General features: G+C 68.5%; 15 protein-coding genes. 7 read left to right on the top strand and 8 right to left on the bottom strand.

What is annotated here, in order from left to right; genetic code table 11:
• Positions 1–70: 70 nt before the first annotated feature.
• Together MHA02_RS10995 and MHA02_RS10990 are read right to left on the bottom strand one after the other, a co-directional pair.
• Complete coding sequence (locus MHA02_RS10995) at positions 71–1540, bottom strand: ATP-binding protein (protein ID WP_147078686.1); 1470 nt, start codon at positions 1538–1540, stop codon at positions 71–73.
• Positions 1537–2268 (bottom strand): response regulator, encoded by a 732-nt coding sequence (locus MHA02_RS10990; RefSeq protein ID WP_147078685.1) that lies wholly within the window; start codon positions 2266–2268, stop codon positions 1537–1539. Before MHA02_RS10990 ends, MHA02_RS10995 begins: the two co-directional genes overlap by 4 nt.
• Before the next feature lie 335 nt (positions 2269–2603).
• On the opposite strand from MHA02_RS10990, the gene MHA02_RS10985 reads away from it, so the two are divergent.
• The 4 genes from MHA02_RS10985 to MHA02_RS10970 all read left to right on the top strand — a co-directional run bounded on the left by MHA02_RS10985 (position 2604) and on the right by MHA02_RS10970 (position 5322).
• Positions 2604–2885 (top strand): accessory factor UbiK family protein, encoded by a 282-nt coding sequence (locus MHA02_RS10985; protein WP_147078684.1) that lies wholly within the window; start codon positions 2604–2606, stop codon positions 2883–2885.
• 274 nt (positions 2886–3159) lie between these two features.
• Positions 3160–3666 (top strand): type III secretion system chaperone family protein, encoded by a 507-nt coding sequence (locus MHA02_RS10980; protein ID WP_147078683.1) that lies wholly within the window; start codon positions 3160–3162, stop codon positions 3664–3666.
• 7 nt (positions 3667–3673) lie between these two features.
• Entirely contained in the window at positions 3674–4501 is an 828-nt protein-coding gene (proC, locus tag MHA02_RS10975) for a pyrroline-5-carboxylate reductase (RefSeq protein WP_280177981.1), read from the top strand.
• 86 nt (positions 4502–4587) lie between these two features.
• A complete protein-coding gene (locus MHA02_RS10970) occupies positions 4588–5322 on the top strand; it encodes a TetR/AcrR family transcriptional regulator (protein WP_147078682.1) in 735 nt (244 codons plus the stop codon).
• A gap of 259 nt (positions 5323–5581) precedes the next feature.
• On the opposite strand, the gene MHA02_RS10965 is transcribed toward MHA02_RS10970, so the two are convergent.
• Entirely contained in the window at positions 5582–5842 is a 261-nt protein-coding gene (locus tag MHA02_RS10965) for a hypothetical protein (protein ID WP_238180359.1), read from the bottom strand.
• A 154-nt stretch (positions 5843–5996) separates the two neighbouring features.
• Positions 5997–6425, bottom strand: coding sequence for a gamma-butyrobetaine hydroxylase family protein (locus MHA02_RS10960; RefSeq protein ID WP_147078681.1), 429 nt, complete (start codon positions 6423–6425; stop codon positions 5997–5999).
• Positions 6426–6559: 134 nt separating this feature from the next.
• Here MHA02_RS10960 and moaA point away from each other — a divergent pair, with 134 nt between their 5' ends.
• Both moaA and MHA02_RS10945 read left to right on the top strand, forming a co-directional pair.
• Positions 6560–7594 carry a GTP 3',8-cyclase MoaA gene (gene moaA, locus MHA02_RS10955; protein ID WP_147078680.1) on the top strand — a complete coding sequence of 345 codons (1035 nt, stop codon included), beginning with the start codon at positions 6560–6562 and terminating at the stop codon, positions 7592–7594.
• Between the two features lie 357 nt (positions 7595–7951).
• Complete coding sequence (locus MHA02_RS10945) at positions 7952–8818, top strand: NAD(P)-dependent oxidoreductase (RefSeq protein ID WP_147078679.1); 867 nt, start codon at positions 7952–7954, stop codon at positions 8816–8818.
• On the opposite strand, the gene miaA is transcribed toward MHA02_RS10945, so the two are convergent.
• A complete protein-coding gene (miaA, locus tag MHA02_RS10940) occupies positions 8796–9752 on the bottom strand; it encodes a tRNA (adenosine(37)-N6)-dimethylallyltransferase MiaA (RefSeq protein ID WP_147078678.1) in 957 nt (318 codons plus the stop codon). The two genes, MHA02_RS10945 and miaA, sit on opposite strands and share 23 nt — an antisense overlap.
• Positions 9753–9775: 23 nt before the next feature.
• Here miaA and serB point away from each other — a divergent pair, with 23 nt between their 5' ends.
• Positions 9776–10672, top strand: a complete 897-nt coding sequence (gene serB, locus MHA02_RS10935) for a phosphoserine phosphatase SerB (RefSeq protein ID WP_147078677.1) — start codon at positions 9776–9778, stop codon at positions 10670–10672.
• A gap of 159 nt (positions 10673–10831) precedes the next feature.
• Here the strand turns inward: serB and MHA02_RS10930 are convergent, their stop codons facing one another.
• The 3 genes from MHA02_RS10930 to hflK form a co-directional block, all read right to left on the bottom strand.
• On the bottom strand, positions 10832–12385 hold the full coding sequence (locus tag MHA02_RS10930) for a DegQ family serine endoprotease (RefSeq protein ID WP_147078676.1): 1554 nt from the start codon (positions 12383–12385) through the stop codon (positions 10832–10834).
• 191 nt (positions 12386–12576) lie between these two features.
• Positions 12577–13488, bottom strand: coding sequence for a protease modulator HflC (gene hflC, locus MHA02_RS10925; RefSeq protein ID WP_147078675.1), 912 nt, complete (start codon positions 13486–13488; stop codon positions 12577–12579).
• On the bottom strand, positions 13485–14663 hold the full coding sequence (gene hflK, locus MHA02_RS10920; protein ID WP_147078674.1) for an FtsH protease activity modulator HflK: 1179 nt from the start codon (positions 14661–14663) through the stop codon (positions 13485–13487). The genes hflC and hflK overlap by 4 nt, the downstream gene beginning before the upstream one ends.
• Positions 14664–14797 lie beyond the last annotated feature (134 nt).

Raw genomic sequence — 14797 nt, 5'->3', positions numbered from 1 at the left:
AGCTAGCGGGAAATCAATCCGTATCGGGTCATGACCGTGCCGGGTGGGAAGCAGGCTCCTGCCACAGGCATCATCCATCGACGTTCGCCCGCTCTGAAACGGCAGCCGGCCGCCGATCCTCCCCGGCCGCCTTCAGCGTCCCCGGCAACTCGATCCGCACGCTCAGACCCCCACCCACCCGGTTCTCCAGCGCCAGCCGCCCATCATGCGCCTCGACGATGGCGAAGACGATCGAGAGGCCGAGGCCGAAGCCGCTCGCGTCGTTGAGGTTGCGGGCACGGTCGCCACGGACGAAGGGTTGCAGCATGGCGTGGCGCTCGGCCTCCGGGATGCCCGGCCCATCGTCGGCCACCGCGATCACGACGCCGGTGGCGGACTTGCCGACCGAGAGCCGGGCGCTGCCGGCATATTTCACGGCGTTGTCGACGAGGTTGACGACGGCGCGCTGGACGTCCTCGGGATGGGCCCGGATCAGGACGTGCCGCGCCTGCTCCATCCGCACGTCCGCGCCGGTATCCGAAAAATCGTCGCAGACGGTCTGGACCAGGGAGGCGACGTCGATCAGCGGCTTCTCCTTGTCCGAACCGCCATCGGCAGCGCGCTCGTCGCGAGCATAGGCGAGCGCCGCCTCGACCAGCGCGTTCATCTGGTCGAGGTCGCGAAGGGTCCGCTCGCGGGCCTGCTCGTCGTCGATGAACTCGGCGCGCAGGCGCAGGCGCGTGATCGGCGTGCGGAGGTCGTGGCTGATCGCGGCGAGCATCTGGGTGCGGTCGTCGATGAGGCGGTTCACGCGGGCGCGCATCCGGTCGAGGGCGCCGGCGAGCGCCAGCACCTCCTCGGGGCCGCGGCGGGGCAGCGGCGGCGGCGCGCGGCGCGTGCCGAAGGCCTCCGCCGCACCGGCGAGCTGCGCGAGCGGCGCCGTGAGCGCCCGCGTCGCCCAGACGGTCAGCAGCGTCAGGGTGGTCGCCATGAAGACGAGGGTGAAAATGATGACACCGCGCTTCGGCGGCCCCAGCGTCTCGTCCGGAAGGGTGGCACGAAGCCCGGCGCCGGCGGGCGTACGCAGGCCGAGATGCAGCACGGGCGGATCGTCGCTGCCCGAATCCGGCCCGAGATCCGCCAGCGCGAGGTCGCGGCCGAAGGCGTCGCGCAGGCGCTCGATGATAGGGTGCTCGCGCAGGCGCTCGCTCTCGACCTGCGGGGGCGTACCGTCCCAGGTGCCGAGATGCAGCGACGGGACGCTGCGCTTCGCCGCCGTCAGGATCGCGTCGCGCCCCTCCGGCGCGGTGTCGTCGAGCATGCGGGCGATGACGGCGAGCCGGTTGGCGGCGACACCTGGACGCGCCTCCGCCCGCCAGGGCTCGCGCAGGGCGAAGAGCGCGAGGGCAGCGACCGCATGCGTCGCGACGATCGCCGCGACGACGAGCAGGGCGATCTGTCCGGCGACACTCTTCGGCCGCGGCCAGTAGCGGCGCAGGCCGCGCGCCGGATTAGCGGAAGTCGCCGCGACCGGCGCCGTGCCCGTGCTGAGCGTCCTCATGAGCGGGTCACCTCAGGCGCAAACAGGTAGCCGCCGGAGCGGATCGTGCGGATGATCTCGGGCGCGCGCGCGTCCCGCTCGATCTTCTGGCGGATGCGGCTGACGAGCACGTCGATGCTGCGCTCGAACGGCCCGGCGCTGCGCCCCTGGGTCAGGTCGAGCAACTGGTCGCGGGACAGCACCCGCCCCGGGCGCAGGCAGAGGGCGTGCAGCAGGTCGAACTCGGCGCCGGTGATGGCGATGCGCGCCCCCTCCGGGCTCAGGACCTGCCGCAGCCCCGTATCGAGGGTCCAGCCCTGGAAGTGCAGGCGGCGCACCTCCTCCGCTTCGGATTTGTCGGCACCGCTGCCCCGCCGCAGGATCGCGCGAATGCGGGCGAGCAGTTCGCGCGGGTTGAACGGCTTGGCGAGGTAGTCGTCGGCCCCGGTCTCGAGCCCGATGATCCGGTCGATCTCTTCCGACTTGGCGGTGAGCATCAGGATCGGGATGGCGGAGGCGGCACGCAGGCGGCGGCACAGGCTGAGCCCGTCCTCCCCCGGCAGCATCAGGTCGAGCACGACGAGGTCGATGCGGGATTCCGACAGGACGCGATCCATGTCGCGCCCGTCCACGGCGAGGCTGACCCGGCACTCGTTACCCCTGAGATAGCGCGCGACGAGGGCGCTGATCTCGCGGTCGTCCTCGACGACGAGGATATGCGGCGTGGACGTGCTGGCAGGCGTCGTCATGTCTGTCTTGAATGTCTCCCGGCGACGACCGTCCCGACGGCCATCGAATTCGACGCCTTTAGACCTCGGCCGTCGGTCAGCGGCACTGCAGGCGTCGGCCGTAAGGATCACCGACATTATGCGCGCTCATCCCGCCGGTTCGTAGATGAGGGCGGTACAAACTTTGTAACGCGATGTTTCGCAGGGCTCCTGCGCGAAGTTTCGGGCAATCCCCTGAAACCGGCGGCGAAGCGCGGAACGGCGATTGCCGGGACTCCCGCGGATTCCTATGTCGGTACATCACTGATTCGCAGTCCCCTGCGGATCGCCCCGGCCGCCGGACCCGAGAGACGACGATGCAGAGCTCGAACCGCCTTTTCGACGACGTCGCCCGGATCTTCACCGACGCGGCCGGTGCCGCCCAGGGCGTGCGGCGGGAGGCCGAGACCTTGTTCAAGGCTCAGGTCGAGCGCCTGATCCGCGATATGGATATCGCGACGCGCGAAGAGGTCGACGTCCTGCGCGACCTCGTCACCGCCCTGCGCTCGCGGAACGACGCGCTCGAAGCCCGCGTGACCGCGCTGGAGGCGAAGCTCGGCCCCGACCTGAGTCGCGCCGGCAACACCGAATCCATCTGAGCGATTTTGCACAGCAAGGAACGGTGGACAGCCGGGTTGCCCACCATTCATCCCGCCTCGACGCTTTGAACGACGCTAGGAACGCGGGCTATAAACGGTCAGGCACTGATTCGCGCCGGACACAACAGCACCTCGAACGCACGGACTGATGATTGCCGGATGAATTCGCGCTGCGGCGCAGTCTTCGTTCCGTATGTCGTTCGGTCTCCACGTTGCCTTTGCTTTACCGCCGAACCGTTCATCGGTCATGAATGGTTCGATCATTTGGATGGTCATGACCCAGCTGCACATCATCGAGGATCTGGACCGGCCGGAGCATCCGCTCGACGTGGTGGAGAGGCTGGCGTCCCTGCGCGACTGGATCTTCGACCGCGCCGAGACGGACGAGATGTCCGTGACGGTCGAAGGAACCTGGACCGAGTATCACGTCGCCTTCACCTGGATCGAGGACGTGGAGGCGCTGCATGTCGCCTGCGCCTTCGACCTGAAGGTGCCCGAGCGGCGGCGCGTCGAGATGACGAAGCTCATCGGTATGCTGAACGAGCAGCTCTGGATCGGCCATTTCGACCTGTGGTCGAGCGACCACGTCGTGATGTTCCGCCATTCGCTGCTGCTCACCGGCGGTGTCGCTCCGACGCAGCCGCAATGCGCGATGCTGATGAAGTCGGCGGTCGAGGCCTGCGAGCGCTACTATCAGGCCTTCCAGTTCGTGCTCTGGGCCGGCAAGCCGGCCCGCGAGGCGCTGGACGCCGTGCTGTTCGAGACCGAAGGCGAGGCGTGAGCCGCCGGTGACGGGCGCATCGAAAGGATCGCTGCCGGCCTCGCTGACCCTGGTCGGCGCCGGCAGGATGGGCGGCGCGCTCCTGCGGGGATGGCTCGACGGCGGGCTCGACCCGGCCGGCACCACGGTCGTCGACCCTCAGGTCGGGCCGGAGATCACGGCACTCTGCGCGGAGCGGGGCGTGGCGCTCAACCCCGACCGGCCGCCGGTCGCGCAGACGCTGATCCTGGCGATGAAGCCGCAGGGGCTGGACGACGCCGCCGCGACGCTGGCGCCGCTGGTCGGCCCCGGCACGCTCGTCGTCTCGATCCTCGCCGGCAAGACACTCGCGAACCTCGCGGCGCGTCTGCCGCAGGCCGGGGCGTTCGTGAGGACCATGCCGAACCTCCCGGCGAGCATCGGCCGTGGCGCGACCGGGGTCGTCGCGAGCGCCGGCATCACGTCCGGGCAGCGGGCCGAGGCCGATGCGCTGCTCGCCTGCTCCGGCCTCGTCGAATGGCTCGACGACGAGGCACTGATCGATGCGGTCACCGCGGTCTCGGGCTCGGGGCCGGCCTATGCCTTCCTGCTCGCCGAAGCCCTGGCCGAGGCCGGGGCCAAGGCCGGCCTGCCACCGGCGATGGCCGCGCGGCTCGCCCGCGCCACCGTGGCGGGCGCCGGTGCGCTGCTCGATGCCAATCCTGTCGAGGCGGGCGAACTCCGCCGCAACGTGACGTCGCCGGGCGGCACGACGGCGGCGGCTCTCGCCGTGCTGATGCGCGACGGCGGCCTGCCGGATCTCCTCGCCGAGGCGGTCGAAGCGGCCAAGCGCCGATCCGGCGAGCTCGCCGGCTGACCGCGACGACGCTTCACGCGGGCTCGGCTGCACGGCGGCCGATCGCTTCCTACATGGGGTGACAACGTCCCGAACGGAGCGCGATCATGGCGACCTCACCCGATCCGAAGCCGAAGGCCAAGGCGAAGCCCAATCCGCGCGAGGCCGTGGTCGAGGCGCTGATGCGGCTCGCCGCCGAGCAGCCCTGGAACGACATCGAGATCGGCGACATCGCCCGAGAGGCCGGGATCAGCCTCGCCGAATTCCGCGACCTGTTTCCGTCGAAGGGCGCCGTGCTCGGTGGCCTGTCGCGCCTGATCGACACCAAGGTGCTGGAGGGCGATTCTTCGGACCTCGCGGAGGAGCCGACCCGCGAGCGCCTGTTCGACGTGCTGATGCGGCGCCTCGACGCGATGGCGCCGTACAAGACCGCGCTCCGGCGCATCTCCTACGCGATGCGCGGTGATGTGCTCTCGATGCTGGCCCTGAACGGCGTCGCCTTGAACTCGCACCGCTTCATGCTCGCCGCGGCCGGCATCGACACCGAGGGGCCGCTCGGCCGCCTCAAGCTGCAGGGCACGGTGATCGCCTTCGCCCGGACCGTGCAGGTCTGGCTCGACGACGACGATCCGGCTCATGCCCGCACCATGGCGCGGCTCGACAAGGAGATCCGCCAGGGCGAGCGCTTCATGGAGAGGGCGGAAGACGCGCGCCGTCTGACCGCGCCGCTGCGTGCCATCGGCCGCTCGCTGATGGAGCGGCGCAATGGGCGTGATCGCCGGCGTGATGCAGAGGCGGACGCCGAAAAGCCGCTGGACGGCGATCCGGCCGCAGCGGTTTGATTACGTTTTCTGTCGATCCGCTCAGGTTGCGCGCATCCCCTCGCCCCGCTTGCGGGGAGAGGGCCGCGACGACCTCGTCGTCGGCGCGGCGAGGCGGCAGCCGAAGGTGAGGGGCGGTACCGGAGGGGCCTCGTTCGGGGTCGCCCCCTCACCCCCAATTCCGGCTTCGCCTCCGCTTTCCTCGCCCCCGACAAGGGGGGCGAGGGTCAATGCGCACGACTGAACTGATCCTCCGGAAAAGGTCCGGGACTGCGTCGCCCTACTGCGCTTCGGCCGAACGCGTGCCGCGACGACGGCCGGGCGCGCCGGCGCCCGGATCCATCACCATCCGGCAGGCCGGGCTGAGATTGGCCTTCTGGCCCTTCAGGCAAGCCGTGATGGCGCCGACGTTCGGGATGTTGGAAGCGCAGAGCCGCCAGACGTCGGGCTCGCAGGCCGTGCGGGCGTCGACGCCCTGAGCCAGAGCCGCGGAATAGCCTGCGCCCAGAAGCAGCGCAGCGATGAGCGATGTGCGGATCATGAGCGTCGAGCCTTCCCGTCTACGTATTTTATACGGTCAAGCTCGGGTCGAAATGGTTAACGAAAGGTTAACGACGCGCTTCGCGTCTCAGGATCCGTTAGGACTTTCGCACACTGTTGCAACGCTGCCGCGCGTGCGGCGCAACAATCCACCTTCAGTGGCATCCGCATCCGCTGCCGCAACTTCCGCCCGGCGTCTTGGGGGCGCCGACCGACGCGCTTGCAGCCCGTTCGCGGGTGAGTCCGCGTTCTTCCAACTCGCCGAGATAGGTCTTCCAGCGGTTCCGGTATTCACGGCCGAGGTCGTAGAGATATCCCCAGCCGAAGATGCCGGTGTCGTGCATGTCGTCGAAGGCGAGCTTCACGGCGTAGTTGCCGATCGGCTCCACCGCGAGGATCGCCACCTCGCGCTTGCCGCCGATGATCTTGCGCTCCATCGGCGAGTGGCCCTGCACCTCGGCAGACGGGCTCGAGACGCGGAGGTATTCGGCCGGAAGGTCGAAGCGGCCGCCATCCTCGAATGCGACGCGCAGGATACGCTTGTCGCCCAGCAGGCGAATTTCAGTCGGCCAACGTTCGCTCATGTCGTCCTCACGCCGCGGCGATGCGCCCCTTATGGTTGCCCGGAAAGAGCGTAGCGCTCATATGCATACAGATGCTGGACCTGTCAGCCGACAAAGTCATCCGATCTGAGATCGAGTCGAGTCCCGGGACGCGCATGTGGGCTGTTCGCGACGATGCTCCTCCAGTTGCGCCCCCGGCGCCGCTCGTGGATCCGTTCGGCCGTGCGATCACCTATCTGCGCATCTCGGTCACCGACCGCTGCGACTTCCGCTGCGCTTATTGCATGTCGGAGGACATGCAGTTTCTGCCGAAGCGGGACTTGCTGAGCCTCGAAGAGCTCGACCGGCTCTGCGGCGTGTTCGTCGAGCGCGGCGTGCGCAAGCTGCGGATCACCGGCGGCGAGCCGCTGGTACGTCGCGACATCATGCAGTTGTTCCGCCGGCTCTCGCGCCATCTCGGCAGCGGCGCCCTCGACGAGCTGACGCTGACGACGAACGGCTCGCAGCTGGCGCGCTTCGCGCCGGAACTCGCCGACCTCGGCATCCGCCGCGTCAACGTTTCGCTGGACACGCTCGACCCGCAGAAGTTCAAGGCGATCACCCGGCGCGGAGACCTCTCGGTGGTGCTCGCCGGGATCGAGGCGGCACGCAACGCCGGCATCAAGGTGAAGATCAACGCCGTGGCGCTGAAGGGCGTCAACGAGCATGAGATCCCCGATATGATCCGCTGGGCCCATGGGCTCGACATGGACATGACGCTGATCGAGGTGATGCCGCTCGGCGAGATCGAGGGAGACCGCACCGATCAGTTCCTGCCGCTCTCCGTCGCCCGCGAGCAGTTGGCGGACCACTTCACGCTCGTGCCGCTCGCCCACCGCACCGGCGGTCCCGCCCGCTACGTGAAGGTGGAGGAGACGGGCGGCCGTCTCGGCTTCATCACGCCGCTCACCCACAATTTCTGCGAGGGCTGCAACCGCGTGCGCCTGACCTGCACCGGCCAGCTCTACCTCTGCCTCGGCCAGGAAGATTCCGCGGACCTGCGCGCGCCGCTGCGCGCCTCGCAGGACGACGGCCCGGTGCGGCAGGCGGTGATCGACGCCATCGCCCGCAAACCGAAGGGCCACGACTTCGTCATCGAGCGGGCACGGCCGGCCGCGGTTCCCCGGCATATGAGCGTGACCGGCGGCTGAGGGGACTGCGAGCCGGGACGCACGCCGCGGCCCTGACGATCACCCTCTCTCCGAGAACGGCGGCAGACCGGCGAGGACATCGAAAAGCGAACGCTTGACGAGGGGCTCGATCGTCAGCCGACCGCCCTCCTTCGCCATCGTTGCGTGCGTACCCGGCAATTCCATGCCGCGGGATGCGAACCACCGGCATCCGACCATTTCTCGAAAGGCGGACACACCGCTTCATGGCCGGATCTCTGATTCTGTTCGCCTCGATCCATGACAGCCCGAAGCGCCGGCAAACGGCGCCGCCCGTTTGACGACCTCACGCCCCGCTCATACACCCGCCCGCATTCTGCATTCACCCGGAGCCGCTCCATGGCCAACGTCGCATTCCTCGGCCTCGGTGTGATGGGCTCGCCGATGGCGGGGCATCTCGCGCGGAAGGGCCACGACGTCGCCGTCTTCAACCGCACGAGCGCCAAGGCCGAGGCCTGGGTCGCCGCCAACGGGGGCACCTCCGCCGCCACGCCCCGCGAAGCGGCCATCGACAAAAAAATCGTGTTCGCCTGCGTCGGCAATGACGACGACCTGCGCAGCGTGGTGCTGGGCGAGGATGGCGCCTTCGCCGGCATGGCGACGGGCGCGGTCTTCGTCGATCACACAACCGCCTCGGCCGAGGTGGCGCGCGAACTCTCGGCGGCGGCGGACGCGGCCGGATTGCGCTTCATCGACGCCCCGGTCTCCGGCGGACAGGCGGGCGCCGAGAGCGGCGCACTCACCGTGATGTGCGGCGGCGAGCCTGCAGCCTATGCCGAGGTCGAGCCGGCGATCCTCGCCTACGCCAAGGCCTGCCGGCTGATGGGGCCGTCCGGGTCCGGGCAGCTGACGAAGATGGTCAACCAGATCGCCATCGCCGGGCTCGTGCAGGGCCTGTCGGAGGCGATCCATTTCGGCAAGCGGGCCGGCCTCGACATCGAGGCGGTGCTCGACGTGATCTCGAAAGGCGCCGCCGGCTCCTGGCAGATGGACAACCGCGGCAAGACGATGAACGCCGAGAAATTCGATTTCGGCTTCGCCGTCGAATGGATGCGCAAGGATCTCGGCATCCTCCTCGCCGAGGGCCGCCGCAACGGCGCGCATCTCCCGGTGACGGCGCTGGTCGACCAGTTCTATTCGGATGTCGAGGCGATGGGTGGCGGCCGTTGGGACACGTCGAGCCTCATCGCCCGGCTGGAGCGCTGAGGCGGTCTTCCGCAATCCGCCGCGCGGCCTCGGGATCGGTCCAGATCCAGTCGTCGCCCATCTGGTGGCGGAACCAGGTGTACTGCCGCTTGGCGTAGCGCCGCGTATCGCCCTGCCCCCGCGTGATCGCCTCTTCGCGCGAAATCTGCCCGTCGAGATGGGCGATCAGCCCCGGCACGCCGTGCGCCCGCATCACCGGCAGCATCGGATCGAGTTTTCGCGCATGCAGCGCCGTGACTTCGTCGAGCGCCCCCTCCTCCATCATCGTCAGGAAACGCGCGTCGATGCGCCGGCGTAGCTCGTGCCGGTCGACATCCAGGAAAAACTTGAGCAGCGGCCGGCCCGCCAACGGCCCGGGAATGCGCCGGCCCTGGAACGCGGCGATCGGCTGGCCTGTCGCCTCGAACACCTCGATGGCGCGCATCACGCGCATTCTGTCCGTTGGGCGCAACGCCCCTGCGCCGGCCGGATCGAGCGCGGCAAGCTCGGTGTGAAGCGCCTCTGTCTCGCGACCTTTTGCCCGGGCACGGACGGCCTCGCGCACGGCGTCCGGCACCGTCGGCATTTCGGACAACCCTTCGTCCAGGGCTCGGAAATAGAGGCCCGTCCCGCCGACGAAGATCGGCAAGCGTCCGCCTGTCTCGACGTCGGTTAGGATCTTTGGTGTTTCACGTGAAACATTTCCTACCGAAAAGTTCACGGCGCCGTCGACCGTGCCGTAGAGCCGGTGGGGCACCTGCGCTTCTTCTTCAGGTGCCGGGCGGGCCGAGAGCCGGCGCAGGTCGGCATAGACCTGCATCGAATCCATGTTGACGATGGTTCCCCCGAAGGCCCGCGCCAGCGCGAGCGCAAGCGCCGACTTGCCCGAGGCGGTCGGCCCTGCGATGAGGATGGCCTGTGGCCGCGCGGCGTGCCTGTCCGTGACCGGCGACAACGGCTTCTCTCCGTGATCCTGGCATGACCCTCGTCGCGACGCTGATAGCAAACCCGGACCGTCCCGCCATCACCGGCGCGGTGCTGACCGATGCGCGCGACGCCCTCGGGACGGCGCATCCGCCGCGCCTTCTCCATCACGGCATCGCCGCCGAATGCCTCGTCGATGCGGATCCGGAGCAGGCGCCGGAGCTGACGGCGCGTCTGCGCGAAGCCCTCACGGGTCAACCGATCGACGTCGCCGTGCTGCCGGCCGGGCCGCATCGTCGCAAGCGGCTTTTCCTCGCCGACATGGATTCCACCATGATCGAGCAGGAATGCATCGATGAACTCGCCGACGTTCTCGGCATCAAGGCGCAGGTCTCGGCGATCACCGAGCGGGCCATGCAGGGCGAGATCGCCTTCGGGCCGGCTCTGCGCGAGCGGGTCGCCCTTCTGAAGGGCCTGCCGGCGACCGCTGCCGACGACCTCATCGCCACCCGGATCGTCCTGACGCCCGGCGGCAGGACGCTCGTCGCGACCATGAAGGCGCACGGCGCTTACACCTGCCTCGTCTCGGGCGGTTTCACGCTATTCACCGGCCCGATCGCGGAGATGCTCGGCTTCGACGAAACGCGGGCCAACCGGCTCGACCTCACCGCTGGCGCGCTCAGCGGGACGGTTGCCGAACCAATCGTCGGAGCGGAGACGAAGCGCGCGACACTTCTGGAGTTGCGACAGCGGCTCGGCCTCGTCACCGAGGACACCATGGCAGTCGGCGACGGCGCCAACGACCTCGCCATGCTTGGGGAGGCGGGGCTGGGCGTGGCCTTCCGTGCCAAACCCGCTGTCGCCGCCGCGGCGCATGTCAGGATCGAGCACGGCGACCTGACGGCGCTGTTGTATTTACAGGGTTTTTCGGCCGCGGAGTTCGTCGGCTAAACTTCGGCGACCATTGGCTCGGCTGTCATTCCGGGGCTCGCCGAAGGCGAGAACCCGGAACCTACCCGAAATGCCGAACTTCGATCACATCGTGGCGCCCAATCGTGGGTTCCGGGTTCTCGCTGACGCGAGCCCCGAAATGACGAAGGTGCAAAAAGCTCAGTCGAGGCCGATCGCCACGAACCGCACGTCGCCGCTGCCACCCGCCACGAGGAGCAGCACGGACTTGCGCGACTCCTTCTTCAGCGCCTCAACGCGCTTGGTGACGTCGGCCGGCGTGCTGACGGCCTCCTGGCCGACCTCGACGATGACCTCGCCGGGGACGATGCGCTTGTCGGCCGCCGTCGAGTTCGGGTCGACGCGGGTGACGACGACACCCTTGACGGTGTCCTTGATGCTGAACTTCTTGCGGAGTTCGTCGGTCAGACCGGAGAGGTTGAGGCCGAGGGCTTGCCGGGTCGCGCTCTCGACATCCGGCTGCTTGGCGTTGGCGAGTTGCGGCTTCTCGCCGTCTTCCAGGCGGCCGAGGACGACGGACTTGGTCTGCTCCTGGCCCTTGCGGACGACGATCACCTCGACGGTCTTGCCGACCGGCGTCTGGGCGACGATGCGGGGTAGCTCGCTCGACGACTTCACCACGGTGCCGTTGAACTTGGTGATGACGTCGCCGACTTCGAGGCCGGCGGGCTTGGCCGGGCCCTTCTCGTCGACGCCGGCGATCAGCGCGCCCTTGGCGCCACCCTTGAGGCCAAGGGCCTCGGCGGTGGCGTCGTCGACGTTCTGGATGCGCACGCCGAGCCAGCCGCGGCGGACTTCGCCGAACTCGCGCAACTGATCGAGCACAGGGCTCGCGGTGTTCGAGGGCACGGCGAAGCCGATGCCGACGGAGCCGCCCGACGGCGACAGGATCGCCGTGTTGATGCCGATGACCTCGCCGTTCATGTTGAACAGCGGGCCGCCGGAATTGCCCTTGTTGATGGCCGCGTCGGTCTGAATGTAGTTGTCGTAGGGACCGGACTCGATGTTGCGGCCCCGCGCCGAGACGATGCCAGCCGATACCGAGCCGCCGAGGCCGAACGGATTGCCGATCGCGATCACCCAGTCGCCCGGCCGCATCTTGTCGGAATCGCCGAACGGAACGGCCCTGAGCGGCCTGTTGGGATCCGGCTTCACGCGCAGGATCGCGAGATCGATCTTCGAATCCTTGCCGACGATCTCGGCCTTCAGCTTCGTGCCGTCGTGCAGGATGACCTGGATGTCGTTGGCGTCGCCGATGACGTGGTTGTTGGTGATGACGAGGCCGGCGGCGTCGATGATGAAGCCGGAGCCGAGCGAGTTCGACTTGCGCGACTGGCCACGCGGGCTGTCGTCCTCACCCTTGTTGTTGTCGCCGCGCTGACCGCGCTTCTTGAAGAACTCTTCGAACAGATCCTCGAACGGCGTGCCCGGCGGCAGCTGCGGACCGGTCCGGCCACTGCGTGCGGAGGAATCGACCGTGGTCGAGGCCGAGATGTTCACCACTGCGTCCGTCACCTGATCGGCGAGGTCGGCGAGGGATTCCGGCCCCTTAGCGAAGGCCGCCTGCGGCACGAAGGCGGGGGCGACCGACATCGGGACCATCGCGCCGATCATCACGGCGGCGAGCGCCGAGCGGGCCCGGCGATGCAGAGCCGGACGGTCGACACCCGGAATGGCGCTCGTGGCGAGACGCATGGTTCGGTTCCTTCCAGAGCACGATGCGGGTGAGCGGAGCCCGGTTTCCCAAAAACATCGTGCGACTTCGGAGATCTGGAGCAGGGTGCGATTCCCGTGGAAGCGGACCGTGCCCAAGAAGCGTGCCTATAGATCGGCGCCCGGCGCGCACGATCAAGGGCGGCGTGTGCGCCGCCCCCGGTCGAGGGACATCAGGGCTTAGGGGCGCCGGTCGCGCGACCCTGCGGATCGCCGAAGTAGCGGAAGAACGACGAAGAGTTCGGGTTGATGACCAGCCGCGTGTCCTGGCCCTTCATGCTCTGCTCGTAGGCCTGCATCGAGCGGTAGAAGGCGAAGAAGTCGGCATCCTTGCCGAAGGCTTCGGCGAGGATGCGGTTCCGCTCCGCCTCGCCCTGGCCGCGCAGCTTCTCCGAGCTGCTCGTGGCATCGGCGAGAAGGACGGTGACCTCCTTGTCGGCCTTGGCCTTGATGGTGGCCGCGGCCTGATCGCCGTTGGCACGGATGTCGGCGGCCTCGCGCTTCCGCTCCGAAGTCATCCGGTCGTAGACGGCCTGGGAGTTCTTGGCCGGCAGATCGACGCGGGTCATGCGCAGGTCGACGATCTCGACGCCGAGCTGCTTGGCCTGCTTGTTCACGTCTTCCTGGATCTCGTTCATCAGGTCGACACGGTCGGTCCGCACGATGGCGTCGCGGCTGGAACGGGCCAGCACGTTGCGCAGGCTGGAGTTGGTGAAGCTCGACAGCCGCTGGTTGGCGAGCGGGATGTTGCCGACCGACTGGTAGAACTTCAGCGGATCGACGATCCGGTAGCGCACGAAGGCGTCGACCTCGAGGTTCTGGCGGTCGGCGGTGAGCAGGGTCTGGACCGGCAGGTCGAGATCGAGCACGCGCTTGTCGAAGATCACCACGGTGTCGGTGAACGGCACCTTGAAGTAGAGGCCGGGCTTGGTCTCGCCGGGCGGGTTCAGCACGGCGCGCACGCGGCCGAGCTGGAGCACCAGCGCCTGCTGCATCTGACCGACGGTGAAGACCGAGGCGTAGAGCCCGACGACGACGATGCCGGCCACGAGCACGAGGCCGGTGCGGAGGGTGGAGCTGTTCATCGTGCGGCTCCGCCCTGGCTGGTTCGTCCGCCGAACTCGTTCAACGGCAGTACGGGCACGACGCCCGCCGCGCTGGCGCCGGCGGCGCCCGTGCCGTTCTGATCGAGGATGACCTTGTTCACCGAGCCCAGGACCTTTTCCATCGTCTCCAGGAACAGACGCTCGCGGCTGACGTCGGGCGCGAGCTTGTAGGCTTCGTAGACCTGCGTGAAGCGCGCGGCCTGACCGGTCGCCTCGGCGGTGGCCTGATCGCGATAGGCCTCGGCCGCCTGCACGATCTGCGAGGCGCGGCCGCGGGCCTGCGGCACTTCGCGGCTGGCATAGGTCTCGGCCTCGTTGCGGACGCGCTGGGCGTCCTGCTGGGCGGCGTTCACGTCGATGAAGGCCGGACGGACCTCCGGCGGCGGATTGACGCCGGTCAGCTGGACGACCGCGATGATGACACCCGCGCCGTACTCGTCGAGACCCTTCTGAACGATGTCCTTGACCTCGGCAGCGATGCTCGACTGCTCGTTGGTCAGGATCGCCTGGATGTTGCGGCGGCCGACAACCTCGCGCATGGCGCTCTCGGAGAGCGCCTTGATCGTGCTCTCGGGGTTTTCGAGGTTGAAGACGTAGTCCTCGGCCTTGAGCGGGTTGACGCGCCACTGCACCTCGAAATCGAGGTCGACGATATTCTCGTCGGCGGTGAGCATCAGGCTCTCCTCCGGCACGTCGCGTTGGCGTGCCGCACCTGAGCCGGACCGAAAGCCGACCTGGATCGAGTTCGTGAAGCCGACATTCGGCTTGACCACGCCGCCGACCGGATAGGGGAAGTTGTAGCGCAGGCCCTCGCCGCTCTGGCCGGTGTAGCGCCCGAAGACCGTATTGATGCCGACCTCGTTCGGCTTCACCGTGTAGAAGCCCGTGAGAAGCCAGCCACCGACGAGGAGGCCGAGCAGGATCACGATGCCCTTGCCGCCGCCGAAGCCGCTGCCGGCACCGCCGGGGATGATGCCGCGCAGGCGATCCTGGCCGCGCCGGATCAGGTCTTCGAGGTCCGGCGGGGTCTTACCGCCACCGCCGCCGCCTCCACTGCCCCAGGGTCCACCGCCGCCATTGCCACCGCCGGGACGGCCGCCCCAGGGGCCGCCTCCCCCACCGCTGCCGCCGCCGCTCTGATTGCTCCAAGGCATTCTCGACGTAGACTCCTGCTCCGGCCCCGACCCACGCCACCATCGCCGTCCTGCTTCGGACGGCGGCCTCGCCTGGATCGGTTGCCGGACTCCCCTTGCCGGAAACGAATTTTTTCGAACCGTACGGTCGAGCG

The sequence above is a fragment of the Methylobacterium haplocladii genome (assembly GCF_007992175.1).
Taxonomy (GTDB): Bacteria; Pseudomonadota; Alphaproteobacteria; order Rhizobiales; family Beijerinckiaceae; genus Methylobacterium; species Methylobacterium haplocladii.
This window is presented reverse-complemented; position numbering and strand designations above follow the sequence as displayed.

Bases quoted from the DNA above. Each gene is read 5' to 3' on its own strand.
- serB (WP_147078677.1), top strand. From the start codon at position 9,776: ATGACCCTCGTCGCGACGCTGATAGCAAACCCGGACCGTCCCGCCATC.
- hflC (WP_147078675.1), bottom strand. From the start codon at position 13,488: ATGAACAGCTCCACCCTCCGCACCGGCCTCGTGCTCGTGGCCGGCATC.
- MHA02_RS10945 (WP_147078679.1), top strand. From the start codon at position 7,952: ATGGCCAACGTCGCATTCCTCGGCCTCGGTGTGATGGGCTCGCCGATG.
- MHA02_RS10960 (WP_147078681.1), bottom strand. From the start codon at position 6,425: ATGAGCGAACGTTGGCCGACTGAAATTCGCCTGCTGGGCGACAAGCGT.
- MHA02_RS10985 (WP_147078684.1), top strand. From the start codon at position 2,604: ATGCAGAGCTCGAACCGCCTTTTCGACGACGTCGCCCGGATCTTCACC.
- MHA02_RS10970 (WP_147078682.1), top strand. From the start codon at position 4,588: ATGGCGACCTCACCCGATCCGAAGCCGAAGGCCAAGGCGAAGCCCAAT.
- MHA02_RS10965 (WP_238180359.1), bottom strand. From the start codon at position 5,842: ATGATCCGCACATCGCTCATCGCTGCGCTGCTTCTGGGCGCAGGCTAT.
- MHA02_RS10980 (WP_147078683.1), top strand. From the start codon at position 3,160: ATGACCCAGCTGCACATCATCGAGGATCTGGACCGGCCGGAGCATCCG.
- MHA02_RS10990 (WP_147078685.1), bottom strand. From the start codon at position 2,268: ATGACGACGCCTGCCAGCACGTCCACGCCGCATATCCTCGTCGTCGAG.
- moaA (WP_147078680.1), top strand. From the start codon at position 6,560: ATGTGGGCTGTTCGCGACGATGCTCCTCCAGTTGCGCCCCCGGCGCCG.
- hflK (WP_147078674.1), bottom strand. From the start codon at position 14,663: ATGCCTTGGAGCAATCAGAGCGGCGGCGGCAGCGGTGGGGGAGGCGGC.
- MHA02_RS10930 (WP_147078676.1), bottom strand. From the start codon at position 12,385: ATGCGTCTCGCCACGAGCGCCATTCCGGGTGTCGACCGTCCGGCTCTG.
- MHA02_RS10995 (WP_147078686.1), bottom strand. From the start codon at position 1,540: ATGAGGACGCTCAGCACGGGCACGGCGCCGGTCGCGGCGACTTCCGCT.